The sequence below is a fragment of the Sphingomonadaceae bacterium OTU29LAMAA1 genome (assembly GCA_024072375.1).
Taxonomy (GTDB): domain Bacteria; phylum Pseudomonadota; class Alphaproteobacteria; order Sphingomonadales; family Sphingomonadaceae; genus Sphingomonas.
This window is the reverse complement of record CP099617.1, coordinates 3,012,707-3,038,842: the sequence shown is the minus strand read 5'-3', so window position 1 is coordinate 3,038,842 and position 26,136 is coordinate 3,012,707. Positions and strand designations below refer to the sequence as shown.

Sequence of the window (26,136 nt, the reverse complement as noted above, 5' to 3'; positions counted from 1 at the left end):
GTTCGCTTATGCTTTCACCGTAGGCACCTCAGCGATGCTGGTCGTCCACGCTGGCGACCGCATCTGCGACCGGAGCTTCCATTCGCGTCGGAACCCCTGCGACGTCGTCACCGCAGTCCACTTGCCGAACCTGCCGTTGATCTCGTCGAGCGCGCTCATCAGCCGATCACGCTTGCCGGTGTCGTCTTCGAACAACGTCCGAGGACGCATGTCGGCGGCGATCAGGTCATCCAGCATGATGCCGGCCTTCGTGTAAGCGTAACCGTCTCGCCATGCCCGTTCAGCGCCACGACGGGCGGCGGCGATCAGTTCAAGGCTGTCATTCGTCATCGGGTGCAAGGTCACCGTGCGCGATCCGGCGTATTGCGGCCGGTCTGGCTTATGGCGGTTGGTGTGGAAGAAGGCCGTCAGCCTGGCAGCGACAACGCCGTGCTGCCGGAGCTTCTCGCCGGCGCGCAGGGCGTATTGGCTGAGCGCACCCATCAGCCCGTCGAACGTGGTCACCGGCGTCCCGAACGATCGCGTTACGGCCATGCCCTTCCTCTGGGGAGCCACCATCTCGACGGCGGCCGACGGGACGCCGCGCAGCTCAGCGACGAGCCGTTCCAGCACCACCGTGCCGACCGCACGCGCCTGCTTCATCGGCATGTCGCGGAGAGTGCCGGCGGTGGTGATGCCGAGGTCGGTCAGCTTGCGGGCCGTGGCACCGCCAACGCCCCACACGTCCGCGACGGGAAAGGCGTGCATCACGTCGTGCCGCACTCCCTCGTCGCGCAAATCGGCGACGCCGTTGAAGGCCGGGTTCTTCTTGGCGGCGGCGTTGGCGAGCTTCGCCAAGGTCTTGGTTTCGGCGATCCCCACGCAGGTCGGGATCGTTGTCCACTGCCGCACCTGATCCCGCATCTCGTGCGCGTGGGCGACCAGATCGCGATCCTCGAAGCCGGCGAGGTCGAGGAAGGTCTCGTCGATCGAATAGATCTCGAAGTCGCGGGCGAACGCCTCACACGCGGCGATCACCCGGCGTTGCATATCGCCGTACAGGGTGTAGTTCGACGACAGGACACGGATGCGATGCTGCCGCACCTTGTCGCGCAGGTGGTGGATCGGGTCGCCCATCTTGATGCCGAGCGCTTTCGCCTCGGCCGATCGGGCGATGGCACAGCCGTCGTTGTTGGACAGGACGATCACCGGTACGCCGACGAGGCTGGCGTCGAACGCCCGCTCGCAGGAGACGTAGTAGTTGTTGCAGTCGATCAGCGCGATCGGCGTGGTCATGCCATTTTGCGGGCGACGCCGACCACAACGCCCCAGATCTCCACATGCTCGTCGACGAGGATGTGCGAATAGCCTTCCGCCTCCGGGATGAGCCAATGCCGGCCGTCCATGTGTCGCAGGCGCTTCAGCGTTCGATCGCTGTGGACCAGCGCCACCACGATGGCACCGGAGCGCGGCGTCTTCGCGCGGTTCACGACGATCAGGTCACCGTCGTTGATCCCGGCGCCGGCCATCGATTGACCGTCCACCCGCATGATGTAGCTGGCGGCGGGATGCTCGACGAGCCAAGCGCCAAGGTCGATCGGCTCTTCCATGTCGTCCTGGGCAGGCGACGGAAAGCCGGCGGGTGTGCGGCACAGGAAGAACGGCACCTCGCGCGGCACCAGTTCGTACGGTATTTCGTGCAGCCGCAGCGTGTTCATTTCAATTCCCTCGGTCGCGCGCATTGTAACGCCCGTCAGAACGAAAGAGGAACAGTGAATCTGATGCGCTTCGTCGCAGGACGCTGAACAGGGTCAGGCGATCAGCGTTAGAACGGCCATGCACCTCGAGGAACACACCGCTCGCTCACGTCATGAACATCGGCATCGCGCCCGCATAAAGCTGAAGATCGGCCGACGATCGGCGCTCCGGGCGGACGTGACGATCAACTCATCCGGCCTGCTGGCGATCGGCGGGCTGGTATCGTCCATCCTGCTGTCGACGGCAGTTATCGTTCGGGCGACCAAGATCGACCACAGCAACTCGTCACTTGGGGATGACGACGCGGAGCGAACTGTGATTGGAAGCGTCACATAGCAGAGGGTGGGGTGCCGGTGCCTTGTAGCGATTGATCCTTGATTGCGGCCTCGATCCGCAACAGCGTGTCGCGGATCTCAGTTGCAAGCTGCCGGTCCGGACTGGCATCGGCGGGTAACGGAACCGACGCGGTCAGCCCGTGGCGAGCGGCGAGGATGCGGTCGCGCAGTGCTCGTGCATCGATCAAGCCCATCAGGTCGGCATCGGATTTGCCCGTTCCCGTGTTGCTCTGCCCGGCGGTCTCAATCCTCAACTGCAGGAGACCGAATGCGGTCAGGAGAGGCCCTTCCCGGATCGAGATGTCCTGGATCTTGTCCAGCGGGATGGTCAGCTCCTTCCGGAACAGCAGACCCTTGCCGATGACGACGTTTCGTTCGGTCAGGTCGCAGCGCAGACTGGCATGGTATCGCCGTATCCAGCTAGGGCCGACGACCAGCCAGATCGGCAGCAGGACGATGCCGATGACGGAGCAGACCAGGGTCAGCGTCCAATAGGCCAGCATGTAAATGCGCAGCTTGGGACTGAACTCTCCCCTGGCGACCACCGCCTGAGCTCCGCGGTAAACTTCGGCCTCGGCCATCATGGGTCCCCCTCCCTGATTCAGACCCCTGTATAACGCTCGCGACTGGCCCCACTACCCCTTTGCCGTTACCTGATCGGCCGGCCCCTGCAAGCCGGGGGGCGGCGTCGCCTCCGCGTCCGGATCAACGCCCCTGCGCTTATCGAGCGAACGCATGATCGGGGTCACGGTCAGGCCATGCAGCAGGATCGAGAACAGCACGACCAGTCCGACGATCCCCCACAGCCGTTCAGCGTCACCCACCTTCATGTGGTTGATGCCGTACGCCAGGTAGTAGATCGATCCGACGCCGCGGATGCCGAAGAAGGCGAGCGTCATCTTCTCGCCGCGGTCGGCCGGGTGGCCGAGCAGTCCGGCCCATCCGGTCAGCGGGCGCACGATCAGCAGGATGACGAGCGCGATGGCGCCGTCGATCCACGTGACAGGTGCAAGCAGACCGCTGACCAGCGCACCACCGAACAGGATTAGCAGCACCATCATGGCGAGGCGTTCAATCTGCTCGGTGATCGCATGCATGTCCGCCTGGAACTCGTGCTCGCGGTGCGTGTGCCGAACCGTCAACGCGGTGACGAACACAGCTAGGAAGCCGTAGACGTGCAGTATCTCAGTGACGCCATAGGACACGAACGTCGCCGACAGCGCGATCAGCCCGTCACCGGTCCGTGCCAGCTTGGTCTCCGCCGGCACGTGGAACGTCAGCCAGCCGAACACCCTGCCGACGATCCAGCCGCCGGCGATCCCACCCGCAATCTCCCACAGCACGCGATAGGTCAGCCACTCGCCAAGCCACGGTTTTCCTGCCGGAATGGCGACTGCAAGCATGATGGCGAGGTGTACGAACGGGAATGCGGCACCGTCGTTCAGGCCGGCTTCCGATGTCAGGCCAAACCGAACCTCGTCCTCGTCGCCGGTCTTCGGCGGTCCGACCTGCACGTCCGCGGCGAGGACGGGATCGGTTGGCGCCAGGCTGGCCGCCAGCAGCAGCGCGATCGCCAGTGGCAAACCGAGCGTCCACATCGTCAGGAACGTGATGGCCAAGATGCCGAGGGGCATCGTGATCACCAGCAGTCGCCAGGTGATGGACCAGCGCCGCCAGCCGAACACCCGGTCGATCTTCAGCCCGGCACCCATGAGCGCGATGATGACCACGAACTCGGCGAAACGCTCCGTCACCTCTGGGTAGCGGACGGGAAGTGGACGGAGCGTGACTTGCGGCAGCAGGAATATGCCCGCGCCGATCGCGATGCAAACGATCGGCAGGGACAAGGGAAGCCGCTTCAACGCCAGCGGCAGCCAGGCGACCAGCGCGATGAGCAACCCTGCGCCGGTCATGACAAGAATGTAAGGATCGGGCGAAATGTCGAATGGCATCAGCCCTTAACGGCCTTTGTCGCACTGCGGGCCCATCAGTCTCCCGGGACGGCGCTGGCCCGCGTCGAGCATTGGAAAGCGGCGGCCAAAGGCGAACATCGGTTGGATGGTTCACCATGATGGCAGCACTAAACACCTACGGTCGTTCCAGACCCACATCCCGTCATTAGCAGCATCTTTTCGGCTCCCCACTTTCTGCCATCCGTTCATGTTCGCAGCGGAGGAGGTGCTGAGGCCACCCCTGCGCGCTACCTCGCCAGTTTTCCCAAGAAGGATCGAAGCTCGGGAACGGACAGGCGTTCCTGGAACCACCGGCATGGCGGCAGCGGGCGGTTATGGCTGGCAAGGTTCACCACCGGCATCGAACACCGCGTCGTCTTCCACGATCAGCCCGTCCCGCACCCGGATCATGGCCTGCACCGGCATCGTCAGCCCGCCCGTGCGGCTCGTCGCCACGAACCGCACGGCAACGCGATCCCTTTCGACGATCATCACATCGATCCGGTCGCGGATGTCCGGATAGGCTGCGAACAGCGCCGTGTAGGTTCGTACCACATCGTTCCTGCCACGGGCGGCACAGAAGTCGGACGAGGCAAGCCGCGCGTCTGCGGCATACAGCCTCGCAATGGCCGCCGCGTCGTGGCGGTTGAAGGCCTCGAACATCGCGATCACCACCGCGCGCGGTGTCGGCGGCGTCGCGACTGCCAGCAGCATCGCGAGGATTAGCATGACCGCGACTCCACCGAAACGAGTCGGATTAAGATGTCGGTGCGCAGCGCCTCGGGCGCGACTCCGTCGGGATCGTCGAGGAAGTGGTGGAACAGGGGGAAGTCGGCCGGGTCGCGCCCCGATGCCAGCACCGCTTCGATCGCGCGCTGGTTCGACGCTTCCAGCCCGTCATAGCTGCCGTGATGCCGCAGCGTCGCATAGTCGCCGGCCGGCAGCGTGATGCGCGCGAATTCGGCAGGAGGCGTGCCGGGGTCGGTGAAGGCGAGACAGGCGTCATAGCGAAGACGATGCTCGTCGGTGCTGACCGGATCATCGCGCGGGATGCCGTAGATGCCCTCCAAACCGTCGAGCTTGTCCGCGCCTTCGGCCCAAGACCACAGCCGCCAGAAGAGTTCGTTCAGTTCGCGATACGCGCCACCCTCTTTGCGAAGCGTCACCAATTCGCCGCGGTCGCGAAGTTCGATGCGCAAAGGTGCTTCCTCCGCGGTCGCCACGATGATGCGCCCGGTGCCGTTCGACAGAAACTCGGTCGGAGACATGCCTGCCACCCGGCGAAACGCTCGCGCGAAGCTCTGCGAGGTGCCAAATCCGGTGTCCATCGCCACCGACGTGATCGAGGCATTGGGTTCGGCCAGGCGCTGCTGCGCGTCGGCTATCCGTAGCCGTGCGATGGTGCGGGCGACCGTCTCGCCGGTCATCGCCCGCCAGATGCGGTGGAAATGGAACGGCGACACGTTCGCCGCGCCGGCCAGTTCTTCCAGCGATGGCGGGTCGTCCAGCCGGGACGCCAGCACCGCCAGAGCATTCTCCATTCGCGCGATCCAGCCGTTCATCTTCACTACCTTCAAACAGAGTTGGACGAGGGTAGCTCACTGCCGCAGCGTTGACGGTCCCGATCTTGCGGTTTCGGAAGGCTGGGCTTCCTTTTAGCTAACCGCATCACCGGCATCCTAGTGGCCATCGCCTTCATGGCCGCGAGCGGGTTCCTTCTTTGGACGGCGCAAAAGTCGATCCCGATCGGCACTACCTATGCCGTTTGGACCGGTATCGGCGCCGCGGGCACCTTCCTGGTCGGTTTGCTAATCTACAATGATCCGACCTCGATCATGCGCTTCTTGGGTGTCGGCCTGATCGTCGCCGGAGTCGTGGCGCTGAAGTTCGGACATTGAGCGGATCGCACCCATATACCGGTTCAACCTGCTAGTCCCTCTGCAGACCAATGATCCAGTCGCAGTCAGTCGAAGCGCTGAGAGCGTGCCCGACCTTCGGCGATTCATTCATGAGCATCATACGTGATGCTGACGGTGCGGCGCGGCGGCGGGCTCGATCAGGTCCCACCTGTTCCCATACAGGTCCTCGAATACGGCGACGATGCCATAGGCCTCGCGGCGGGGCGGCTCGACGAAACGAACGCCGCGCTCGGTGTAGGCAAGGTAGTCGCGAAAGAAGTCGTCTGTCTCAAGGAACAGGAACACTCGACCGCCGCCCTGGTCGCCAACCGCCGATCGGTGCCTCTGCCCAACAGCCTCCGCAAGCAGCAGCCCGCCCGTCCCGCCGGGCGGGGCGACTACCACCCACCTCTTGCCTTCCCCCAATTTCGTGTCTTGGCGCAACGTAAAACCTAGGCGGCCAACGAAGAAGGAGATGGCCTCGTCGTAGCTGTTTACGAGGAGGGCGGTCATGGCGAGGCTCTGCGGCATTCGGCAACGATGCTTCATCTCGCACGGTCATCCAATAGTGCCTTCGATTCTCGATGTCAGGCATGGCTTGGGTACCGCCATCCGGCGTCATCAGACCCGAGGCTCGCGAGGCGGCAGCGACCCAGATCCAGACACTCGCGGCTTGTTCCTCGCCGCCCAACTCTGGTCATCGTTCAGGAGGGCAAGATGTGCTTCCTCAGCGTTTCCGAACAGATCGGTCGACCTGGCTGCCTACTGCAGACGGGCGACGCTGATCGCGCGGTATAGCTGATCCACGCGTCAGGCGCCGCCTGTCCATCTGGCTACACCTGTCGCATGCCTCCATCGACGCAGAGTTCGGCGCCGGTGATAAAGCTGGCTTCGTCGCTAAGGAGGAAGACAGCAGCGGCCGCAACCTCGTCGGGGCGTGCCATGCGTCCGAGTGGAATAGGCGCGATGAGCATCTGCCGCATCTCCGCGGATACCGCGGCCATCATGTCTGTGTCGGTCGGTCCCGGGGCGACGACATTGACGCGGATGCGACGCGGCGCGAGTTCGGCCGCCCAGCTGCGCGCATAAGAGCGCAGCGCCGCCTTGGTCGCTCCGTAGGTACTGAACGGAGTCACGCCCATCACGTCGGCGATCGAGCCGACCAGCACCACCGATGCTCCGTCGCTCAGCACGGGCAGCGCCGCCTGGATTCCAAATAGCGCGCCGCGCACGTTGACGGCGAAGTGCCGGTCGAAATGCTCGCCGGTCTCCTCGACGATCGTAGCCGGCTCCGACAGTCCAGCGTTCAGCACCAGCGCGTCAATGCGACCATGCAGACGCTTGGCCTCGGCCACGACCCGCTCAAGATCGCCTTGGGACGCCGCGTCGGCTTCGATGCCGTGCGCCGATGGACCGATGCTCTCAACCGCAGCAGCGACCTCGTATGACTGACGTCCGGTCAGAAGGACCCTAGCCCCTTCCTTCGCGAGCCCGCGGGCGGTCGCAAGACCAATCCCCTTCGCTCCACCGACCACCAGCGCGACCTTGCCTGCCATCCTTGCCATCTTCAGCCCTTACGTTCGAGGTGGCGAACCAGATATACGAAGCATATCTGCTATCAAGAACGCACTTGGAGTAGCGTAGATATGGCAAGCGATACCGACCTGCAGGCCCTGTCGTGTAAGGCGATGATGGACGTGCCTCGCATCCGCCCCGTGCTGGAAAAGATCGCCGATAAATGGACGATCATGATCCTGACCGTGCTGTGCCCTCAACCGGCGCGATTCAATGAAATTAAGCGGCGGCTTGACGGCATCACACACAAGTCGCTCGCCGATGCACTGAAGCGCCTAGAACGTCATGGACTGATCACGCGCGCTGTGATCCCGACCACTCCGATCGGCGTCGTCTATACGATCACCCCGCTAGGCCATTCGCTTCGTGAACCCTTCGAAGCGCTCTGTTCGTGGGCACTGGATCAGGAGCAGGCGATGGCGGAGGCAGTGACCGCATACGACGAATCGCGGGCCTCGTCGGTACGTTGACCCAGAAACGGTCGCTCAGCAGCCTCAGTGCCCCGCTCGAAAGCGGACTCTTGTTCAGCTTGCTGCTCAGGCTCAGCTGGCGAAAAGCTGCACAACCTTGCGGATGTGACTCCAAGCCCCGGACTGGCTGATCAGCGCGCTGCCTATGCGACGGGAACGGGGCTTGCATCCTTGACCTGGCGGATAACGACGAGCGTCTTGAAGCTGCGCACGCGATCGTCCGCGGCGAACAATTCGCGTACCAGTTCGTCGTAGCTCTCCATGTCGCGCGCCAGCATCCGGACGACGAAGTCGTGATCGCCGGTGACGTTCCAGGCCTCGATCACTTCGGGAACGTTCTTCAGCATCCGCATCATCTCGTCGACCGTGCGCGCGTTCTCGCGTTCCATCGTGACCAGCACGAGCATCGACAGCGGCCAACCGAGGGTGCGAGGGTGGACGACCGCCACTTCCCGGTTGATCGCGCCGGTGTCACGCAGGCGCCGTATGCGTCGATAGCAGGCCGGCGCGGACAGCCCGATCTCGTCGGCGAGAACGGGAATGGGTGTCTGCGCGTCGACCTGCAGGCGTTCCAGCAGCTTCCGGTCGAACGCGTCGAGGGCGATAGCCTTGCTCATCGTGAGCCATCTAGCCGATAAACTTTATCGGTTCAGCGCCAAATCGAACCACGCCGATCTCGTTCGGCCAGTACTTTCTCGGCAGTATCCCATTCCGAGAACAACCATGACCCCTGCCCTTCGCACGCCGCATACTTCCTCGACCACTGACTATCCGGCGCTCGGCGCTCTCGTCCTGTCCCTCGTGTCCGTCACCTGTGGCGCGTCGTTTGCCAAGCGCCTGTTCCCGATCGTCGGTGCCGACGGCGCGACCGCGATCCGCCTGATCGTCGGTGCGCTGGTCCTGTCGATCATCCTGCGGCCGTGGCGCCTGCGCCTCAACGCCGGCTGGCGGCCGCTGGTCGGCTACGGCGTCGTGCTTGGGGCGATGAACCTCAGCTTCTACAACGCGCTCACATACATTCCGCTCGGTGTCGCCATCGCGATTGAGTTCACCGGCCCACTTGCGGTCGCCGTTTTCACCTCGCGACGTCGGATCGACTTCGTCTGGATCGGCTTGGCCGTGGCCGGCCTGACACTGCTGCTTCCCCTATGGAGCGGTTCGGCTTCGCTGGACTGGCGCGGGATCGTGCTGGCGCTATTCGCCGGTGCGTGCTGGGCTCTGTACATTCTGATCGGCAAGCGCGCGAGCGAGGCGCACGGCCCGGCCGCGGCCGCTGGTGGCATGATCGTCGCAGCTCTGGTCGCGGCGCCGGTCGGCATCGCGGAAGCCGGTACCGCTCTGCTCCGTCCAGAGGTGCTCGCCCTGGGGCTCGTCGTCGGCATCCTGTCGAGCGCCATCCCCTATGGCATGGAGATGATCGCGCTCCGGCGGCTGCCGTCGAATACGTTCGGCACGCTGATGAGCGCCGAACCGGCGGTCGGTGCGCTGATGGGCCTGACGCTGCTCGGCGAGGTGCTGAGCACCGGACAGTGGCTGGCGATCGGGCTGATCGTATGCTCCTCAATCGGCGCGGCGATGACCGCTCGTCGCGGCACCGTTCAACTACAGATCTGACCAGCGTTGCTGGCGGGCACCGGCTGACGCGACAGGACGACCGCTAACGTCGCAACCGCAGGTGGTGCCCGACGTTCATCGGACAACGGAGATCACCGATGCTCGTCCTCGTATTTGCCCTTGCCGCCTCCAGCCCGCTCGATCGCTGCCTAAACGCAGGCGAGGCGGCAAAGGGCGTGACATCCGCGATGTCGGCCTGTTTCGTCGCAGACTACAAACGGGCAGATGCTCAACTGAACGCAACATATACCAGGACAATGAGGCGCCTACCTGCTGCCCGTCGGGTCACCCTCCGGACGTCGCAACGAGCGTGGATCCGGGAGCGTGATGCGGCCTGTCCGCTTGACGATCGCGACGGTGCCGGCACGATCGAGACGTTGAACCATCCTGCCTGTTTGACGAAACAGACCACCCGCCGGATCGGTTGGCTAATGCGCTATCGCTGACATCGTCGACGCTTCCCCGATGGCCAACTCCGACGACCCAGAAGCGGACATCCAGCGCTACTCGGGCGCTCCCAAAAGCGGCCGCTTGTTCACGAGCCGTGCTTCGCTCGGGATTGGTTGGCCGGCAGGGGATTATGCCGGCTATCGTTAGACCGCTGTATTGCTTCCCTGGTACACCTTGCTAAGCTTGTTAGAGGGGGAGTCGAAACACATGCTCGAACTGACAGGGGTCACCCACGTCTACGCCAATGGCACCCGCGCGCTCGACGACGTCAGCCTGTCGATCCCGGCGGGTATGTTCGGACTGCTCGGACCCAACGGCGCCGGCAAGTCGACGCTGATGCGGACGGTAGCGACGCTCCAGACGCCGACTGCGGGCACTATCCGCTTCGGCGACATCGACGTGGTGGCCAGCCCGGAGGACCTGCGTGCGACGCTCGGCTACCTGCCCCAGGATTTCGGCGTCTACCCGCGCGTCTCCGCCTACGACATGCTCGACCACATGGCGGTGCTGAAGGGGGTGCACTCGGCCGCTGACCGGCGCGCCACCGTCGAAACGCTGCTCGCCCAGACCAACCTGTGGACGCACCGGAAGAAGGCGATCGCCGGCTTTTCCGGCGGCATGCGCCAGCGGTTCGGGATCGCGCAGGCGCTGATCGGCAACCCGCGCCTGATCATCGTCGACGAGCCCACCGCCGGCCTCGACCCGGAGGAACGCAACCGCTTCCTCAACCTCCTGGCCGAGATCGGTGAGAACGTCGTCGTGATCCTGTCGACCCACATTGTAGAGGACGTGGCGGACCTGTGCCCGCGCATGGCGGTGCTGGCGGCGGGGCGCATCCAGCTGGAGGGCGCGCCGCTCGACCTGATCGAGCGGACCCGCGGGCAAGTTTGGGCGAAGACGGTCGCGCCGGGCGCGCTGGACGCGGTGCGGGAGGCGCACGAGGTCATCTCCACTCGGCTGTTCGCGGGGCGCACGGTGGTCCACGTCCTCGCCGACCACGATCCCGGCGACGGCTTCGCCCCTGCGGCGGGGGGCCTGGAGGACGTGTACTTCTCCACCCTCGCCCGCTCGCGCCGCGCCGCCCCCGTCGCGGCCTGAACCGCGATGTTCGGCGCCATCGCCCGCTTCGAGCTGCGCTACCAGCTCCGCAACCCCGTCTTCTGGGCGGTCGCGATCCTGTTCTTTCTCTTGACCTTCGGGTCGGTGACGGTGGAGCAGATCTCGCTCGGCAGCGGCGGCAACGTCCACAAGAACGCCGCCACCGCGATCGCGCGTACACACTTCATCATGTCACTGTTCTTCATGTTCGTGACCACCGCCTTTGTGGCGAACGTGGTGGTTCGCGACGACGAGAGCGGCTTCGGGCAGATGGTCCGGTCGACCCGAGTCACCAAGGCGGCCTATCTCTTCGCCCGCTTCCTCGGCGCCTACGCGGCGGCGGCAATCGCCTTCGTCGTCGTGCCGCTGGCGATGTGGCTCGGCACGCTGATGCCGTGGGTCGATCCCGAGACGCTGGGGCCGAACCGGGTCGGCGACTATCTCTACGCCTATTTCCTCCTCGGCCTGCCCAACCTGTTCCTGACCGCGGGCATCTTCTTCGCGGTCGCGACCATGACCCGGTCGATGACCTACAGCTACCTCGCGGTCATCGCCTTCCTGGTGGTCTACCTGACCCTGATCGGCATCACCGCGGAGAAGCCGGAATGGCGGGAGACGATCGCCTATCTCGAACCGTTCGGGATCGGGGCGTTTGGCTGGCTGACCCGCTACTGGACCCCGGCCGAGGCGAACGCGGCCATGCCCGCCTTCGCGGGCGTGCTCGCCGCCAACAGGGTCATCGCCGTGATGCTGGGGGGTCTGGCGCTGGCGGTCGCGTGGTGGCGCTTCTCCTTCACCGAGCGGGGCGCGTCGAAGCGCCGCCTGCGTCGCGAGCAGCGCCGCGCGGCGAAGCTCGCCGCCACCCCGCCGCGCGTCGCCGCCGCGCTGCCCGCGACCGACCCGGCGCATGCGGGCCCCACCCAGCTCCTCGCGCGCGCCCGGTTCGAGATGGCGCTGATCTTCAGGAGCCCCGGCTTCGTCATCATGCTGGCGGTCGGCCTCGCCAACACGGTCGCCTCGCTACTGGTCGCGGGCGAACGCTACGGCACCCCGCTTTACCCGATGACCTTCACCGTGATCGGCACCCTCCAGGGCGCGTTTACGATCATGCCGCTGATCATCGCGATCTACTACGCCGGCGAGCTGGTGTGGCGCGACCGCGAGCGTGGCATGCACGAGATCGTCGACGCCACCGCGCTGCCGAACTGGGCGTACCTCGTCCCCAAGGTGCTGGCGGTGGCCGGCGTGCTGGTCACGACCCTGCTCGCCTCGATCGTCGCGGGGATCGTCGTGCAGCTTTTCCGCGGCCCGGTGACGCCGGCGCTCGGCGAGTATCTCGGCTGGTACGTCCTGCCGTTCGCGGCGGACTTCGTGATCCTCGCCGTGCTCGCGGTGTTCATCCAGGCGCTCAGCCCGAACAAGTACGTCGGCTGGGCGCTGATGGTGGTCTACCTCGTCGCGACCAGCGTGTTCACGACGATCGGCTGGGACCACCCGCTCTACCTCTACGGCTCGACCGGGACGCTGCGGCTGTCGGACATGAACGGCGACCAGATCGGCGCGGCACGCGGATGGTGGCTGCGGCTCTACTGGGGCGGGTGGGCGCTGGCGCTGGCGGTGGCGGCGCACCTTCTCTGGCGGCGCGGGACCGACGTGAAGCTCGGCCACCGGCTCCGCCTCGCGCCGCGGCGGCTGCGGGGGACGCCGGGGGTGGTGCTGGCGGTCGCGCTGGTAACCGTCGCGGCGAGCGGGGCCTATGCCTGGCGCCAGATGGACGTCCTTAACATATATCGCAGCGCCCCCGATCAGGACGCGCGGGCCGCGGCCTATGAGAAGAAGTATCTCCGCTATGCGGGGCTGCGCCAGCCGACGCTGACCGACATCCGGCTGACCATCGCGCTCCACCCCGCCGCGCGGCGGATGGAAGCGGAGGGCAGCTACGCCTGGGTCAACGACACCGGCGCGCCCCTCCGCGACCTGCACGTGCGCCTGCAGGACGACCGCACCCGGCTGGTCGCGGTGACTATCCCCGGTGCGCGGCTGGTCAGCGACGACGACGACAACCAGTACCGTATCTACCGCTTCGAGCGACCGGTCGCACCGGGGGCGACCGGCACCCTCGGCTTCCGTACCGAGCGGGTCGACCGCGGCTTCGCGGCCAACGACGACGACACGCGCCTGGTCGCCAATGGCACCTTCCTCAACAACCGCGAGTTCGCGCCGACCCTCGGCATGGACCGCAGCGGGCTGCTCCAAGACCGGACCAAGCGCCGCAAGTACGGCCTCCCGGCGGAACTGCGCCCGGCCAAGCTGGAGGATATTTCCGCACAGTGGAGCAACTACGTACACACCGACTGGGTGCGGTCGGATGTCACCTTGTCGACCGATGCCGACCAGGTGCCGATTGCGCCGGGTCGCAAGGTGGCGGACGCGGTCGCCAACGGCCGCCGCACCGCGCGCTTTGTGTCGGGCGCGCCAATCCTGTCCTTCTTCTCGATCCAGTCGGCGCGTTATGCCGAAAAGGCGCGGGTCGCCGACGGGGTCCGCCTGTCGGTCCTCTACCACCCCGCCCATGCCTACAACGTCGACCGAATGCTGGCGGCGATGCAGGCCGCGCTTGGCTATTACCGGGAAAATTTCGGGCCTTACCAGTTCCCCTATGCCCGGATCGTCGAGTTCCCCGGCTATGCCAGCTTCGCGCAGGCGTTCGCGGGGACGGTGCCCTATTCCGAGCGGATCGGCTTCATCGCCGACGCGCGCTCGGCCGACCGGATCGACTACGTCACCTACATCACCGCGCACGAGCTGGGGCATCAATACTGGGCGCACCAGGTGATCAGCGCCGACATGCAGGGCGGCACCGTGTGGGTGGAGACCATGGCGCAATATTCGGCGCTCATGGTCATGAAGCGGCTCTACGGCCCCGACAAGATCAGGCGGTTCCTGAAGTACGAGCTGGACGACTATCTGCGCGGCCGCCGCGGCGAGGCGGTGGAGGAACTGCCGCTCGCCCGCGTCGAGAACCAGCCCTACATCCACTACAACAAGGGATCGGTGGCGCTGTACCTGCTCCAGGACCGGCTGGGCGAGGCACGGGTCAACGCGATGCTGCGCGGGCTGCTCGACCGCTACCGGTTCAAGGGGCGGCCTTATGCGCGCTCGACCGACCTCGTCGCCGGCTTCGCGTCGCTGGCGCGCGACGGGCAGGAACGGCAGCTGGTCACCGACCTGTTCGAGCGGATTGTGCTGTGGGACTTCGAGGCGAAGGACGCGACCACCCGCCGCCTGCCCGACGGAAGGTGGGAGACGCTGCTGACCGTGAACGCCGCCAAGTTCACCGCCAACGGCCAGGGGGTCGAGACGCCCGTTCCCTTCGCCGACACGATCGACGTCGGCGCGTTCGCGTCGCGGCCGGGGCTCGCCGCCTTCTCAAGGGCGGACGTGCTGGCGATGAAGCGCCGCCCGCTCCGCAGCGGCGGGCAGCAGGTGCGGATCGTCACCGCGGCGCGGCCGGCGTTCGTCGGAGTCGACCCGTACAACAAGTATATCGACCGAAACAGCGACGACAATTTAGTGGCACCTTCCTGACCCATTATCGGCCGTTCGGCTGGCCCACCCCGCTTCCCAGTTCCTGCCATTCGTTCACCACGAAAAAAGCGGACCGCCCATGAAGGCTGACACGAACTTGTGGCCGACGGTTTAGGAATGGCGGTCTGCCCCTATGGAACTCGACCGGGCGACGTTGTTCCGTATAACGATTGTCTCGGCTCGGTCACCTTACGGGGCAGCGGCTGACAATCAGGCAGCCGGGTTCGCCCAGGAGTATTCGATGCATCTTGTCTTCGCTCTCATGATCTTGCCCCTAACCCCGCTGGTCCAAGCGAGCACGCCGATGTCGGCCCCGGTTGCTCCTGCCGCCGCGGCCAGCAAGGATCAGGACGCCGCGCTGCTGCAATTCCTCGACCGCGCCTATGACGAGCAGCTGGCGCTCAGCCCGGAAAGCCAGACACAGCTCGGGTTCAAGACCGACTACGGCAAGCTCGACGATTATACCGATACCGCTGCGGTGCGATCGCAGGCGCTGGCCGAGCGACAGCTGAAGGCGATGCACGCGCGATTCCGGCCCGAGCAACTGGGCGAGAGCGCGCGGGTCAGCTATCGCCTCTTTGAATACCAAGTCGCACGCGACCGCGAATCCTCGCAGTTCCGCAAGCTACGCTTCCCCGTGTCAACGAACGGCAGCCCGGCGGGCGACATCCCGGTCCTGCTAATCAATAATCACAAGATCGACACGGTCGCCGACGCGCAGGCGTACATCTCCCGCCTGCGCGATACCGAGCGCGTGATGCGCGAAGTCGCGGCGACGATGCGCGAGCAGGCGGCGGCGGGCATCATCCCCAACAAGGTCAATTTCGCGCCCGCCCGCGGCGATGCCAAGGCGGTCATCAGCGGCGCGCCGTTCGATTCCGGCCCTGATTCCACCCTGCTAGCCGATTTCCGCAAGAAGGTGACCGCGCTGAGGGCGCCCGAAGCGACTAAGGCGAAGCTGCTGAACGACGCCAGCGCGGCTCTGACCGGCCCTTTCCGCCGGGGCTACGACACGCTGTTTGCGGCTCTGGATGCGATCGAGCCGCTGTCCAAAAGCAATTTCGGGGCATGGAGCCTGCCGAACGGTGCAGCCTATTATGCGGACCGACTGAAGGGTTCGACGACGACCGATCTGACCGCGGATCAGATCCACGACCTTGGGTTGCGTCAGGTCGCTGCGATCCGTGGCGAGATGGAGGCTATCAAGCGTGAAGTCGGCTTCGCCGGCACGCTGGAGCAGTTCTTCGACAGCATCCGCACCGATCCGAAATTCAAATATCCAAACACCGCCGCCGGCCGCGAACAATATCTGGGCGACGCCCGCTCGGTGATTGCGTCGGTGATGGTCGCGGCCCCGCGCTATTTCCGAGTCCTGCCCAAGGCGCCTCTGGAGGTGCGCGCGGTGGAGAAATGGCGGGAAGGCACGGCGTCGACCGCCTTCTACAACCCACCCTCCGCCGACGGGTCGCGGCCGGGGATTTATTACGTCAACCTCGTCGACATGAACCAAACGCAGAAGGTGCAGGTCGCCGGCATCGCCGCGCATGAGGGCGCTCCGGGCCACCATTTCCAGATCGCCCGCCAGCAGGAGATGACCGGCATCCCCAAGTTCCGCAAGTTCGGCGGCTACGGTGCCTATGTCGAAGGCTGGGGCCTCTATTCGGAGCGACTGGCGAACGAGATGGGCGTGTATAAGGACCCCTATGCGCGCTTCGGCATGCTGTCGCTTCAGGTGTGGCGCGCGATCCGACTGGTGCTCGACACTGGCATCCATTCCAAGCGGTGGACGCGTGAACAGGCGATCGCCTATTTCAAGGCGAACAGCTCGGTATCTGAGAAGGACATCGGTCGTGAGGTCGACCGGTACTTCAACTGGCCAGGCCAGGCGACCAGCTACATGGTCGGCCAGCTCAAGATCGCTGAACTGCGCAAGCGGGCGGAACAGGAGCTAGGCCCCAAATTCAACATCCGCGACTTCCACGAGGCGGTGCTGAGCCAAGGCGCGCTGCCGCTCGCCGTGCTGGAAGAGCAGGTCACCCGCTACATCGCGGCGGCGAAGGCAAGGTAATTCACGGATGCGTCGGAGCACATTCGTCACTCGGCGAATATCCGGCCCAGCCGCCACTCCCGGTGCAAGTCATCTGCCGCGCGATAATCGCGGCAGGTGAGACCCACAAGTGGACATTCAGTTCACTTTCCCCGCTCCCCAACTTCGGACGCTTGTTCATCAGCGCGAACGACCAGCTTGCCACCCCGGCCATCCACTGACGAATGTCGTGAACTGGGAGAAAAACCGCCGTTCCGCTTCGAAGGGCCGGTCAGCAGCCTCTAGGTGACGAGAACGGAGGTTTGAAGGGCTGCAGTCGGCTTCTGCATGAAAGCTGCAAACCAGCCGGTTATCCTAATCGGCGAAGGAGATGCACGATGGTCGGCTTATTGGTAGTGATGATGCTAGCTGGCGGTTCTCAGGTGCTAACGTCTTACAATAGTAAGGTGCTCGAACGGGAGGGAGTGACGGCGGAGCTGGTGCTAGATGCGAATATCCCGCAGCCCGAAGCGCTCGCCAATGCGCTGATCGAAGCCGAAGGGCTGACACCCTGGAACGCCGAACAGCCGACCACACAATCACGGTCGGCATCGCCCCTCGCTTACCGCGCTCGATACAGCGGCAGCGGAGCCGGGATTATCGTCTACTATCATAGGGATCATAGCGGTGTCGGTCAGCCCGTATGTCGAATTCGACGCCGCCAGGGTGGCATGTCGACCGCCTTCGACCTAGCGCGTAGATGGTGCGCGACGTCCTTGGGTGTCGCTGTTGATGATCACATCCCCGCACCGATTGTAACGACGGGCGACGGGATCGATCAGCTGATCCGCAGACTGGACCTTACTTCATTTCCGAACTCTACCGGACCTCGACGAGCTTCCGGCAAGCGGACGCCTGAAGATTATGGATTTATCGAAACCGACCGGGGTAAAAGTGGCGTGACGATGACCAGTCGCGACGGTGGCTGGCTGATGAGCTTCACCGTGCTGGCTACATCCGTCAAAGGCGTTGATGTATGCTTTCGTGATCAGGCGCTCCAGCAGCGAGCTGATCGTATCCGACCAAGCTACGATGCAGTGTCTTCGCTCAGGCTCACAAGAGGCGCCGATGGCTACTGGAGCGCGCTTGCCTCTCCAATCAACTATCCATCGTGCCGCCGTCCCGGCGAGCAACGATAATTCGTATGTCCTGAACGTCCGCTATGGGCGAGAGCGGCCGCCCGACGCTCCCGCCGACACGACCCATAAGACGACCTTCAGCTGCCGTTGCACGTGCCCAACTTCGGACGTTCGTTCACGGATACAAACTGGGATTTTAGCTGCCAGTTTCGCGTTCTTCGGCGATAGACTCACCTGTTAAAGAATCAGACCCGCTGGGCGACGCCCGGACCCGCCGTACACTTTCTTGCAGCGGTGGAACGTCCATTCCGAAATCAGCATCCGACAAACGGCTTCAGCCACCGGCGCACCCTTTCCAGCCTACTCTGGTGCAAAGGCAATCTACTCATCTGTGTACCGACACTTCTTCATTTCCATGCTCTGCTCGAAATATTTTCAAGCTTAGGAAAATATTGGGAAAACTTGGCTTGGTTGGGGAGATGTCGGTCTGACATCATGGGTGATGCGGGATGCTGACAAGGAACACCGATCCACCGGAATCGCCTATCTGCGCCCGTATCGACCCGCCGTGGGCAACAGCGACCTGACGGGCAAGCGACAAGCCGATCCCAGTGCCGGCCGACTTGCTGGTGAAGAACGGCAGGAACATGTCCGCTGCTATATCGGCATCAAACCCGGCACCATCGTCGGCGACCACGAGGTCCACCCGGTCCTGATAACCACGAATACCCAATCGCACATGGCCAGCACCGGCCTCTGCCGCGTTTTTCAGCAGGTTGAGCAGCGCTTGCGTTAGCAGGTCGGGATCCGCCACGAATGTCGTCGACGATGGTACCACATCTATGCCGACGCGCATGCCGTGGCCGAAGCCCGCCTCGCCCAACAGCGCGACCACGTCCTCCGCCCAGCGGCGCGCATCGCAGGTCCGGCGCACGACGACCGGCAGCGTCGCATATTGCCGATAGCTATCGACAAAACCGAGCAGACCCGCAGCCCGATCGGCGACGATCTGGATCGCACGGCGTGCATCACTGGTATTCTCGTCACCTTCCGGCACGCGCGCCATCAGGGTGGCCGCGGACCGGGCGAGCGACGTCACGGGGGTCAGCGAATTCATGATCTCGTGCGTCAGGACGCGGACGAGGTCGGCCTGCGCCGCCACCTCCGCTGCATCCAGCTCGCGGCCGATCAGCTCGACCGCGACCAGCCGGAGCGGACGTCCGGCGCGGCGCATCTCGGTGGCGGTCACCACGGCGCGTTGATCGCCGCCTGCGGAGGACAGCGCGATAAGGCTGCGTCCCAACCGGCCCGTCGCCGGATCCAGCACGGCGGCCAGCGCCTCGTCTTCGGTACCCAGGGCAACGGTCGATCTGCCGTCCAGATGCCGGAATATATCACGGGCCGCCGCATTCAGCAGGCTGATTGTGCGGTGTTCATCGACGGCAAGCAAGGCGATGGGCGTTTCCTCGACCATCGCCGCCTGAAACCGCGCTTCCTCACCAATCCGCTGGCGATCCGCTGCGAGGCGACGCATCGCGGCATCCAGTGCGGTGCCCACCGCCCCGTTCCCGAACCGCTGCGACAGATCGACGTGGCCGATCGCCTCGACGAAGCGGACGAGCTCGCGATCATGGTGTCGCATCGACGCGTAGAGTGAGGCGACCGCAGCCATCGTAGCAACACCCGCGAGCAGCGACAGGATTGCGCTGTCGGGTCGCTGCATCGCCCACAGCGCAATGCCACCCGTGGCGAGTACCGCCACAAGATGCCCGGCGAGCCGTAGGCCGCTGCGGTCAAAGCCCATGCTTTTCCATCCGCCGATACAGCGCGGCACGTGACAGCCCCAGCGCCGTGGCGGCGTGCGAAATGTTGTAGCTGTGCTGGCGCAGCGCCTGTTCGATCGCGTCCCGCTCCATGGAATCGAGGTTGAGTCCCGCCGTCACCGCCACCGGCGGCGGGGGCGGGGGCGGGGGCGGGGGAGCGGGCGTCGGCGCGCTTGCTCGACCCAGCGGGAAGTCGTCCAGCTCGTACGCCGATCCTGACGCCAGGATCACCGCACGCTCCGCGGCATGGCGCAGCGCCCGGACGTTGCCGGGCCAGTCATGCGCCACCAGTCGCACCAGCACCCCCTCCGCCAGTTCACGCCGGGCGGTGGCATAGCGCCGCTCGTAATCGCGCAGGAAATGAGCAAGCAGCATCGGGATATCCTCGCGGCGGGCGCGCAGCGGCGGCAGCTCGATCTCGACGGTGTTGAGCCGGAACAGCAGATCCTGGCGGAAGACCCGCTCGTCGCTCAGCCGCTGGTGATCGAGATTGGTGGCGGAGATCACGCGCACGTCGATCGCCTCTGCCCGGCCCGATCCGACCGGGGTGACGCGCCGCTGTTCCAGCGCGGTCAGCAGCTTGGGCTGGAGATGCAGCGGCAGATTGCCGACCTCGTCGAGGAACAGCGTTCCGCCATTCGCCGACCGCAACCGGCCGACCGCATCGGCGCGCGCGTCGGTGAAGGCACCCTTCACGTGGCCGAACAACTCGCTGTCGAACAACGTCTCCGCCACCGCACCGAGATCGACGCTGACCAGCGTCTGCCCGGCGCGCCGCGATGCCGCGTGCAGGGCGCTGGCGACCAGTTCCTTGCCCGTACCGTTCTCGCCCAGGATCAGCACGTTGGCCTGCGTCGGTCCGGCACGGGCGATCAGCGACTGGACGCGGCGCATGGCTGCGCTGTCGCCGAGCAGGGCGGCGCCGGCGATGCTTGCCGACGCCTGGGTCTGCGCCGTGCCGCCGTCCTGCCGCCGCGATCGACGGAGATTGGCGGCGGTGCGGACGATGGTCAGCAGGCGATCGTTGTTCCACGGTTTCGAGACGAAGTCGGTCGCGCCGCGCTTCATCGCCTCTACCGCGATCTGCACGCCGCCATGCGCGGTAATCATCACGACGATCGCGTCGCGGTCGCGCGCCAGGATCGCGTCGAGCCAGCGGAACCCCTCCGCGCCATTGGTGGCGCCGCGGGCGAAATTCGCGTCGAGCAGCACGACGTCGGGGACACGCGCCATGACCGGCATTGCCGCTTCGGGAGAGGTCGCGACCTCCACCACCGCAAACAGGTCGCGCAACAGGATGCGCGCAGCGACGAGGATGTCCTCGTCGTCGTCGATGACGAGCGCCAGGTCGAACGGCTTTGATGACGACATGGCGTGCGCTTCTCCCAGGACGGTACGATGCCCCGTAATCAACAATCGTGCCAGCCACGGTGACGACACGTCTTGCTGCCCCCGTGCCGCGGTGTTCGATAGCGGGCAGTCGGGCGTACGTAACCAGACAGCGCATGCGCCAATCCGACCATGCGCATCCGGCATGTCACCGAATTAATTGGGTTTTCGTAATTGGCACGGTTGCTGCGACGTCCTTATCGTCCGGCATCCCGCCGGCCGAAAGGTCACCCTGCCATGTTTGTCACCCTCTTCGCCCGCGCCGCCCAGCTGACCGCCGCCATCGTCTCGGCCGCGCTGCTCACCGCCTTCGTCACCGTGCTGCCCGTCCCCGCCCAGGCCGAACTGTATCCCGCAACGATCGTCGCCGGCCGCTGATATGTCCGGGATCGAACAGCCTGGTGTCCGTTTCCGAACACTCGGGCGCGGACGACCATCCCCCGTCCCTCGTAGCGCGGCTGGCACGAGGTTTGCGGATGGTGGTGGCACGTTCAAGGATCGATCATAACCGTCATGCCTGTCGACCCCGATACCCTCTCCAAAGTCCGCCCGGTCAGTGGCGGCGGCATGGATCGTGTCGTCGCCCGCCGCGGCCTGTCCCAGCGGCTGAAGGGCGGCATTGTCGCCGCCTCGCTCGCCGCGACCGGGATCGGTGCCTATTGGCTGGCGCCTGCCGCCGACAGCCAGAGCATCGCCGCATCGCGCCTGACCATCTCGACCGTCACCGATGGCAGGTTCGAGGATTTCCTGCCGCTGCGCGCCCGCGTCACGCCGCTCGTCACCGTCTATCTCGATGCGGTCGAGGGTGGCCGGGTCGACCAGATTCTGGTCGAGGACGGCGCGATGGTCCAACAGGGCCAGTCGCTCGCCACCTTGTCCAACGCCGAACTGCAGCTTTCCGTCCTCGCCCGCCAGACCGAGGTGACGCAGCAGATCAATTCGATGCGCAGCCAGGAATTGGCACTGGCCCAAAGCCGCAACCAGAACGAGCGCGACCGGATCGAGGCGGAACTCGCCGCGACCAAGGCGCGTCGCCAATATGAGGTGCAGGCGCCGCTTGCCGCCAGGGGCTTCGTGGCGGGGCGGACGTTCAAGGACACGACCGACGATTATGCGTACCAGCGTCGGCGTCAGGATGTGCTGCGCTCCGCGCAGGCGACCGACGAACGGCTCCAGTCGAGCCAGCTCGCGCAGCTGCGCACGTCCGCCGCGTCGCTCAATGCCAGCCTCGACATCGCGCGCGGCAGTCTCGACGCGCTCAACCTGCGCGCGCCGGTATCGGGCCAGCTTACCGCCTTTTCGATCCAGCTCGGCCAGTCGATGAGCCGCGGCGAGCGGATCGGCCAGATCGACAGCGTCGGCCGCTCGAAGCTCGTCGCCTCGGTCGACGAATATTACCTCGGCCGCGTTGCGCCGAACCAGACCGCCTCGATCGACTGGAACGGCAAGGCGTATGCGCTGAAGGTGGCCAAGATCTATCCGCAGGTGAAGAACGGCGCGTTCGAGGTCGATCTGGTGTTCACCAGCGGCGAACCCGCCAATCTGCAACGCGGCCAGACGATGCAGACCAAACTGACGTTGAGCGACCCCGCCCCCGCCCGGCTGCTTCCCAACGGTGCCTTCTACAACGACACCGGCGGATCGTGGGTGTTCGTCGTCGCGCCGGACGGCCGATCGGCGGCAAAACGCTCCGTCCGCCTCGGCCGTCGCAACAGCGATGTCATCGAGGTGCTCGACGGTCTCGATCGCGGCGAGCGTGTCGTCACCTCCCCCTATACCGGCCTCGTCGACAAGACGCGGCTCGATCTTTCCGCCAATTGACCCCTTCGAAAGGCTTCCTCGCGATGCTCCGCATGACCAATCTCTCGCGCGTCTACCGCACCGACATGATCGAAACGTCGGCGCTCGACGGTATCGACCTCTCGATCGCACGCGGCGAGTTCGTCGCGATCATGGGGCCGTCGGGCTGCGGCAAGTCGACGCTGCTCAACATCATCGGCATGCTCGATCGCCCTTCGTCTGGATCGTACCTGTTCGACGGAACCGAGGTCGCCGGCCTCAACGAAGCGGCGTTGTCCGACATCCGCAAATCCGCGATCGGCTTCATCTTCCAGAGCTTCAACCTGGTCGACGAACTGACCGTGCGCGAGAACATCGAGCTGGCCCTGCTGTACCACGGCATACCCGCCGCACACCGCCGCGAACGCGTCGATGCGGTAATGGACAAGGTCGGCATCGGTCATCGCGCCCGGCATCGCCCCAGCCAATTGTCGGGAGGCCAGCAGCAGCGCGTCGCCGTCGCCCGCGCCGTCGTCGGCGAACCCAAGCTGATCCTAGCCGACGAACCCACCGGCAACCTCGATACCGCGCATGGCGACGAGGTGATGCGGATGCTGCGGACGCTGAACGACGAGGGCGCGACGATCGCCATGGTCACTCACTCGCCCGCCCATGCCGCCTTCGCGCAGCGCACCGTCGACATCCTCGACGGCCGCGTGCTCGTCGAAACCCGCCGCGCAGCCTGACCTGAAGGATCCGACCCATGTGGCGCAATTACCTGACCACCGGCGTCCGCGCCCTGCTCAAGAACCGCACCTACGCGATCATCACCGTCGCTGGCCTCGCGCTCGGGCTGGCGGCATGCATGCTGATCCTGCTCTTCGTCCGCGATCAACTGTCGTACGACCGGTTCGTGCCCGACGCGGATCGCGTCTACCAGCTGCAGCAGACCTTCACCGATCCGCAGACCGGGCGGCGCGCGAGCCAGCAGGCGACGCCCTATGCGATCGGTCCGGCGCTGGCGCAGGATTTCCCGCAGGTCGAATATGCGTCGTACATGTTCAACTGGCAGCCGATCCTGCTGGTCCGCGGCGAACCGCAGCAGCAGACGGTCACGCTGGTCGACAAGGACTTCTTCCGCATCTTTGCCCTGCCTTTCCTGCGAGGCAGCGCAACGGGGGCATTGCGCGACGCCAACAGCATCGTCGTTTCGGCACGTCAGGCGGAAACGCTGTTCCGCTCGATCGACGTTATCGGTCGGACGGTGACGGTCCTGACCCGCGACGGACAGCGCGCCTATCGCGTGTCGGGGGTCTTCGCCGACCTGCCCAGGAATGCGCACAACCGACCGTCGATGATCGCCCTGCACACCCCGGATCGCCTAGGTCCCGGCGAGGCGGAGTCCTGGAACTGGAACAACGGCTATAACTATTACAAGCTGCGCGCCGGCGCCGATGCGGGCGCGGTCGACGCGCAGCTGCGCGCCTGGTCGCTGCGCAAAGCCCCCAAGGACACCGTCGACGGCAAGCTGGTCAGCGAAGTCGAGAATGCGGCGTTCAGGCTGACGCCGCTGACCGATATCCATCTGGGCGACGCCAAATACGGACCCGCCGGCAACGACGGCGATCGCACGACCGTCGTCACCTTCGCGGTGCTCGCCGTCCTGATCCTCGTGATGGCCTGTATCAACTTCACCAACCTCGCCACCGCGCGGGCGTCGCAACGCGCCCGCGAAGTGGCGTTGCGCAAGGTGCTCGGCGCATCGCGGCAGCAGTTGGTGGTGCAGTTCCTGACCGAATCGCTGATCGTCGCCACCCTGGCGACCGTATTCGGACTTGGCTTGGTCGAGCTGACGTTGCCGTGGCTGCGCCAATTTCTCAATGCCGGCATTCCGCTCGCCTATCTGGGTAGCGACGGTATCCTGCTGCCCGCCGTCATGCTGACGCTGCTCGTCGGGTTGGTCGGCGGCCTCTATCCCGCTTTCTACCTCACCCGTTTCCAACCGGCGCAGGTGCTGAAGGCGAACAAGTCCGCGGCCGACACCGCCGGATCGGGGCGGTTGCGCAACGTACTCGTCGTCGGCCAGTTCGCGATCTCGATCGGGCTGATCGTCTGCACCGGCGTCGTCTATGCCCAGACCCGCCACACCCGCGACACCGACCCGGGCTTCGTCCGCGAAGGGCTGGTCCAGATCGACAATATGAACCGGTCGCAGGTGCTGCCTTCGGTAGCCGCGCTGGAGCAGGAGATCGCCCGGGTGCCCGGCGTCAGCTCGGTGGCGCGCACCCAGATCGCGATGAACACGCCGTCGCGGATCAACAGCGGCGTCATCATTCCGGGGCGCCCCTCCAGCGACCTCGGCACCTACCGCGTCGGTTATGGCTTCTTCAAGACGATGGGCATGCGGATGATCGCCGGCCGCGGCTTTTCGCGCGCCTATGCGCTCGACGATGCCAGCACGCCGGTACCGATCAGCGAAGCCAGCGAACAGGCGCTGATCGCGCGCGGCATGAACATCGTCGTCAACGTCGCCGCCGCGCGGCAACTGGGCTTTGCCACGCCCGCCGCGGCGATCGGCAAGCAGGTCGGGCTGACGATCGCGCAGGTGCCGCCCAATGCGGTGCCGGCCACGATCGTCGGCGTCGTCGCCGATACCCGCTTCCGCGGCTATCGCGAGCCGATCGATCCGGTCGCTTATTACCATACCGACGCCGGACTGAGCTTCATGGTGGTGCGTTTCGCCGATCGCGATCCCGCCGCACTGATGCAGCGGATCGGCGCGGCGTGGAAGCGGGTGGTGCCGACCGTACCGTTCCAGGCGCGATTCTCCGACGATGCCGCGGCGGAACTCTACCGCGACGACCAGGCGCTCGGCACGATGTTCGCGGCCTTCGCTCTGCTCGCGGTCGTTATCGGCTGCCTCGGCCTGTTCGGCCTTGCCGCCTTCACCGCGGAACGGCGCACCAAGGAGATCGGCATTCGTAAGGTGCTGGGCGCCAAGACCCGCGACATCGTGCGGCTGCTGGTCTGGCAATTCTCGAAGCCGGTGCTGATCGCCAACGTCATCGCTTGGCCGCTCGCCTATCTCGCGATGCGCCACTGGCTTGCCGGCTTCGACGAACGCATCGCGTTGACGCCGCTGCCGTTCCTTGCCGCGGGCGGACTCGCCCTGCTAATTGCCGTCGTTACCGTCGCAGGTCACGCAATCCGCATCGCTGCTGCCAACCCGATCCATGCCCTGAGGTACGAATGACAATATTTGC

At 65.3% G+C, this 26,136-nt stretch carries 24 protein-coding genes; 13 read left to right on the top strand and 11 right to left on the bottom strand.

From position 1 onward, the window contains the following. Positions 1-6: 6 nt before the first annotated feature. The gene (locus NF699_14760) at positions 7-1,275 is read right to left on the bottom strand and encodes a Y-family DNA polymerase (GenBank protein USU04291.1); all 1,269 of its coding nucleotides are present in this window, start codon (positions 1,273-1,275) and stop codon (positions 7-9) included. Then, on the bottom strand, positions 1,272-1,721 hold the full coding sequence (gene umuD, locus NF699_14755; GenBank protein USU04290.1) for a translesion error-prone DNA polymerase V autoproteolytic subunit: 450 nt from the start codon (positions 1,719-1,721) through the stop codon (positions 1,272-1,274). Before umuD ends, NF699_14760 begins: the two co-directional genes overlap by 4 nt. 94 nt (positions 1,722-1,815) lie before the next feature. On the opposite strand from umuD, the gene NF699_14750 reads away from it, so the two are divergent. Further along, positions 1,816-2,073, top strand: a complete 258-nt coding sequence (locus NF699_14750; protein USU04289.1) for a hypothetical protein — start codon at positions 1,816-1,818, stop codon at positions 2,071-2,073. On the opposite strand, the gene NF699_14745 is transcribed toward NF699_14750, so the two are convergent. The 4 genes from NF699_14745 to NF699_14730 form a co-directional block, all read right to left on the bottom strand. Continuing rightward, a complete protein-coding gene (locus tag NF699_14745; GenBank protein USU04288.1) occupies positions 2,066-2,656 on the bottom strand; it encodes a PH domain-containing protein in 591 nt (196 codons plus the stop codon). The genes NF699_14750 and NF699_14745 overlap by 8 nt on opposite strands. Positions 2,657-2,707: 51 nt before the next feature. Further along, on the bottom strand, positions 2,708-4,024 hold the full coding sequence (locus NF699_14740; GenBank protein ID USU04287.1) for a cation:proton antiporter: 1,317 nt from the start codon (positions 4,022-4,024) through the stop codon (positions 2,708-2,710). 333 nt (positions 4,025-4,357) lie between these two features. Next, the gene (locus tag NF699_14735; protein USU04286.1) at positions 4,358-4,753 is read right to left on the bottom strand and encodes an ester cyclase; all 396 of its coding nucleotides are present in this window, start codon (positions 4,751-4,753) and stop codon (positions 4,358-4,360) included. After that, complete coding sequence (locus NF699_14730; protein USU04285.1) at positions 4,747-5,586, bottom strand: GyrI-like domain-containing protein; 840 nt, start codon at positions 5,584-5,586, stop codon at positions 4,747-4,749. The genes NF699_14735 and NF699_14730 overlap by 7 nt, the downstream gene beginning before the upstream one ends. Positions 5,587-5,706: 120 nt before the next feature. Here NF699_14730 and NF699_14725 point away from each other — a divergent pair, with 120 nt between their 5' ends. Further along, a complete protein-coding gene (locus tag NF699_14725) occupies positions 5,707-5,922 on the top strand; it encodes an SMR family transporter (GenBank protein USU04284.1) in 216 nt (71 codons plus the stop codon). Positions 5,923-6,039: 117 nt separating this feature from the next. On the opposite strand, the gene NF699_14720 is transcribed toward NF699_14725, so the two are convergent. Then, positions 6,040-6,435 (bottom strand): VOC family protein, encoded by a 396-nt coding sequence (locus NF699_14720; protein USU04283.1) that lies wholly within the window; start codon positions 6,433-6,435, stop codon positions 6,040-6,042. Positions 6,436-6,755: 320 nt separating this feature from the next. Then, entirely contained in the window at positions 6,756-7,478 is a 723-nt protein-coding gene (locus NF699_14715) for an SDR family oxidoreductase (GenBank protein USU04282.1), read from the bottom strand. Positions 7,479-7,568: 90 nt separating this feature from the next. Between NF699_14715 and NF699_14710 the strand changes: the two genes are divergently transcribed. Next, on the top strand, positions 7,569-7,967 hold the full coding sequence (locus NF699_14710; GenBank protein USU04281.1) for a helix-turn-helix transcriptional regulator: 399 nt from the start codon (positions 7,569-7,571) through the stop codon (positions 7,965-7,967). 143 nt (positions 7,968-8,110) lie between these two features. Here the strand turns inward: NF699_14710 and NF699_14705 are convergent, their stop codons facing one another. Continuing rightward, positions 8,111-8,584 (bottom strand): Lrp/AsnC family transcriptional regulator, encoded by a 474-nt coding sequence (locus NF699_14705; protein USU04280.1) that lies wholly within the window; start codon positions 8,582-8,584, stop codon positions 8,111-8,113. A 106-nt stretch (positions 8,585-8,690) separates the two neighbouring features. Here NF699_14705 and NF699_14700 point away from each other — a divergent pair, with 106 nt between their 5' ends. The 6 genes from NF699_14700 to NF699_14675 all read left to right on the top strand — a co-directional run bounded on the left by NF699_14700 (position 8,691) and on the right by NF699_14675 (position 17,942). Continuing rightward, positions 8,691-9,581 carry an EamA family transporter gene (locus NF699_14700; GenBank protein USU04279.1) on the top strand — a complete coding sequence of 297 codons (891 nt, stop codon included), beginning with the start codon at positions 8,691-8,693 and terminating at the stop codon, positions 9,579-9,581. 98 nt (positions 9,582-9,679) lie between these two features. Continuing rightward, positions 9,680-10,027, top strand: a complete 348-nt coding sequence (locus NF699_14695) for a DUF1311 domain-containing protein (GenBank protein ID USU04278.1) — start codon at positions 9,680-9,682, stop codon at positions 10,025-10,027. A gap of 211 nt (positions 10,028-10,238) precedes the next feature. Further along, positions 10,239-11,129, top strand: coding sequence for an ABC transporter ATP-binding protein (locus NF699_14690; GenBank protein USU04277.1), 891 nt, complete (start codon positions 10,239-10,241; stop codon positions 11,127-11,129). Positions 11,130-11,135: 6 nt separating this feature from the next. Further along, complete coding sequence (locus NF699_14685; GenBank protein ID USU04276.1) at positions 11,136-14,717, top strand: aminopeptidase; 3,582 nt, start codon at positions 11,136-11,138, stop codon at positions 14,715-14,717. Positions 14,718-14,958: 241 nt separating this feature from the next. Next, a complete protein-coding gene (locus tag NF699_14680; protein ID USU04275.1) occupies positions 14,959-16,785 on the top strand; it encodes a DUF885 domain-containing protein in 1,827 nt (608 codons plus the stop codon). Positions 16,786-17,141: 356 nt separating this feature from the next. Next, positions 17,142-17,942, top strand: a complete 801-nt coding sequence (locus tag NF699_14675) for a hypothetical protein (protein ID USU04274.1) — start codon at positions 17,142-17,144, stop codon at positions 17,940-17,942. A 433-nt stretch (positions 17,943-18,375) separates the two neighbouring features. Here NF699_14675 and NF699_14670 read toward each other — a convergent pair whose 3' ends face one another. Continuing rightward, positions 18,376-19,686: an ATP-binding protein gene (locus tag NF699_14670; protein USU04273.1), complete on the bottom strand. Its 1,311-nt coding sequence runs from the start codon at positions 19,684-19,686 to the stop codon at positions 18,376-18,378. Beyond that, on the bottom strand, positions 19,676-21,076 hold the full coding sequence (locus NF699_14665) for a sigma-54 dependent transcriptional regulator (GenBank protein ID USU04272.1): 1,401 nt from the start codon (positions 21,074-21,076) through the stop codon (positions 19,676-19,678). The genes NF699_14670 and NF699_14665 overlap by 11 nt, the downstream gene beginning before the upstream one ends. A 255-nt stretch (positions 21,077-21,331) precedes the next feature. Here NF699_14665 and NF699_14660 point away from each other — a divergent pair, with 255 nt between their 5' ends. From NF699_14660 to NF699_14645, 4 genes are all read left to right on the top strand, one after another. Beyond that, complete coding sequence (locus tag NF699_14660; protein USU04271.1) at positions 21,332-21,472, top strand: hypothetical protein; 141 nt, start codon at positions 21,332-21,334, stop codon at positions 21,470-21,472. Between the two features lie 135 nt (positions 21,473-21,607). Continuing rightward, a complete protein-coding gene (locus NF699_14655) occupies positions 21,608-22,915 on the top strand; it encodes an efflux RND transporter periplasmic adaptor subunit (GenBank protein USU04270.1) in 1,308 nt (435 codons plus the stop codon). A gap of 23 nt (positions 22,916-22,938) precedes the next feature. Next, entirely contained in the window at positions 22,939-23,619 is a 681-nt protein-coding gene (locus NF699_14650) for an ABC transporter ATP-binding protein (protein USU07112.1), read from the top strand. A 17-nt stretch (positions 23,620-23,636) separates the two neighbouring features. Then, entirely contained in the window at positions 23,637-26,126 is a 2,490-nt protein-coding gene (locus NF699_14645; protein USU04269.1) for an ABC transporter permease, read from the top strand. Positions 26,127-26,136: the final 10 nt, after the last annotated feature.

Coding starts and splice junctions, on each gene's coding strand:
- NF699_14710 (USU04281.1), top strand. CDS start 7,569: ATGGCAAGCGATACCGACCTGCAGGCCCTGTCGTGTAAGGCGATGATG.
- NF699_14665 (USU04272.1), bottom strand. CDS start 21,076: ATGTCGTCATCAAAGCCGTTCGACCTGGCGCTCGTCATCGACGACGAC.
- NF699_14655 (USU04270.1), top strand. CDS start 21,608: ATGCCTGTCGACCCCGATACCCTCTCCAAAGTCCGCCCGGTCAGTGGC.
- NF699_14650 (USU07112.1), top strand. CDS start 22,939: ATGCTCCGCATGACCAATCTCTCGCGCGTCTACCGCACCGACATGATC.
- NF699_14685 (USU04276.1), top strand. CDS start 11,136: ATGTTCGGCGCCATCGCCCGCTTCGAGCTGCGCTACCAGCTCCGCAAC.
- NF699_14720 (USU04283.1), bottom strand. CDS start 6,435: ATGACCGCCCTCCTCGTAAACAGCTACGACGAGGCCATCTCCTTCTTC.
- NF699_14670 (USU04273.1), bottom strand. CDS start 19,686: ATGGGCTTTGACCGCAGCGGCCTACGGCTCGCCGGGCATCTTGTGGCG.
- NF699_14730 (USU04285.1), bottom strand. CDS start 5,586: ATGAACGGCTGGATCGCGCGAATGGAGAATGCTCTGGCGGTGCTGGCG.
- NF699_14675 (USU04274.1), top strand. CDS start 17,142: ATGGTCGGCTTATTGGTAGTGATGATGCTAGCTGGCGGTTCTCAGGTG.
- NF699_14740 (USU04287.1), bottom strand. CDS start 4,024: ATGCCATTCGACATTTCGCCCGATCCTTACATTCTTGTCATGACCGGC.
- NF699_14745 (USU04288.1), bottom strand. CDS start 2,656: ATGATGGCCGAGGCCGAAGTTTACCGCGGAGCTCAGGCGGTGGTCGCC.
- NF699_14695 (USU04278.1), top strand. CDS start 9,680: ATGCTCGTCCTCGTATTTGCCCTTGCCGCCTCCAGCCCGCTCGATCGC.
- NF699_14700 (USU04279.1), top strand. CDS start 8,691: ATGACCCCTGCCCTTCGCACGCCGCATACTTCCTCGACCACTGACTAT.
- NF699_14715 (USU04282.1), bottom strand. CDS start 7,478: ATGGCAGGCAAGGTCGCGCTGGTGGTCGGTGGAGCGAAGGGGATTGGT.
- NF699_14680 (USU04275.1), top strand. CDS start 14,959: ATGCATCTTGTCTTCGCTCTCATGATCTTGCCCCTAACCCCGCTGGTC.
- NF699_14660 (USU04271.1), top strand. CDS start 21,332: ATGTTTGTCACCCTCTTCGCCCGCGCCGCCCAGCTGACCGCCGCCATC.
- NF699_14705 (USU04280.1), bottom strand. CDS start 8,584: ATGAGCAAGGCTATCGCCCTCGACGCGTTCGACCGGAAGCTGCTGGAA.
- NF699_14760 (USU04291.1), bottom strand. CDS start 1,275: ATGACCACGCCGATCGCGCTGATCGACTGCAACAACTACTACGTCTCC.
- NF699_14750 (USU04289.1), top strand. CDS start 1,816: ATGCACCTCGAGGAACACACCGCTCGCTCACGTCATGAACATCGGCAT.
- NF699_14735 (USU04286.1), bottom strand. CDS start 4,753: ATGCTAATCCTCGCGATGCTGCTGGCAGTCGCGACGCCGCCGACACCG.
- NF699_14690 (USU04277.1), top strand. CDS start 10,239: ATGCTCGAACTGACAGGGGTCACCCACGTCTACGCCAATGGCACCCGC.
- umuD (USU04290.1), bottom strand. CDS start 1,721: ATGCGCGCGACCGAGGGAATTGAAATGAACACGCTGCGGCTGCACGAA.
- NF699_14645 (USU04269.1), top strand. CDS start 23,637: ATGTGGCGCAATTACCTGACCACCGGCGTCCGCGCCCTGCTCAAGAAC.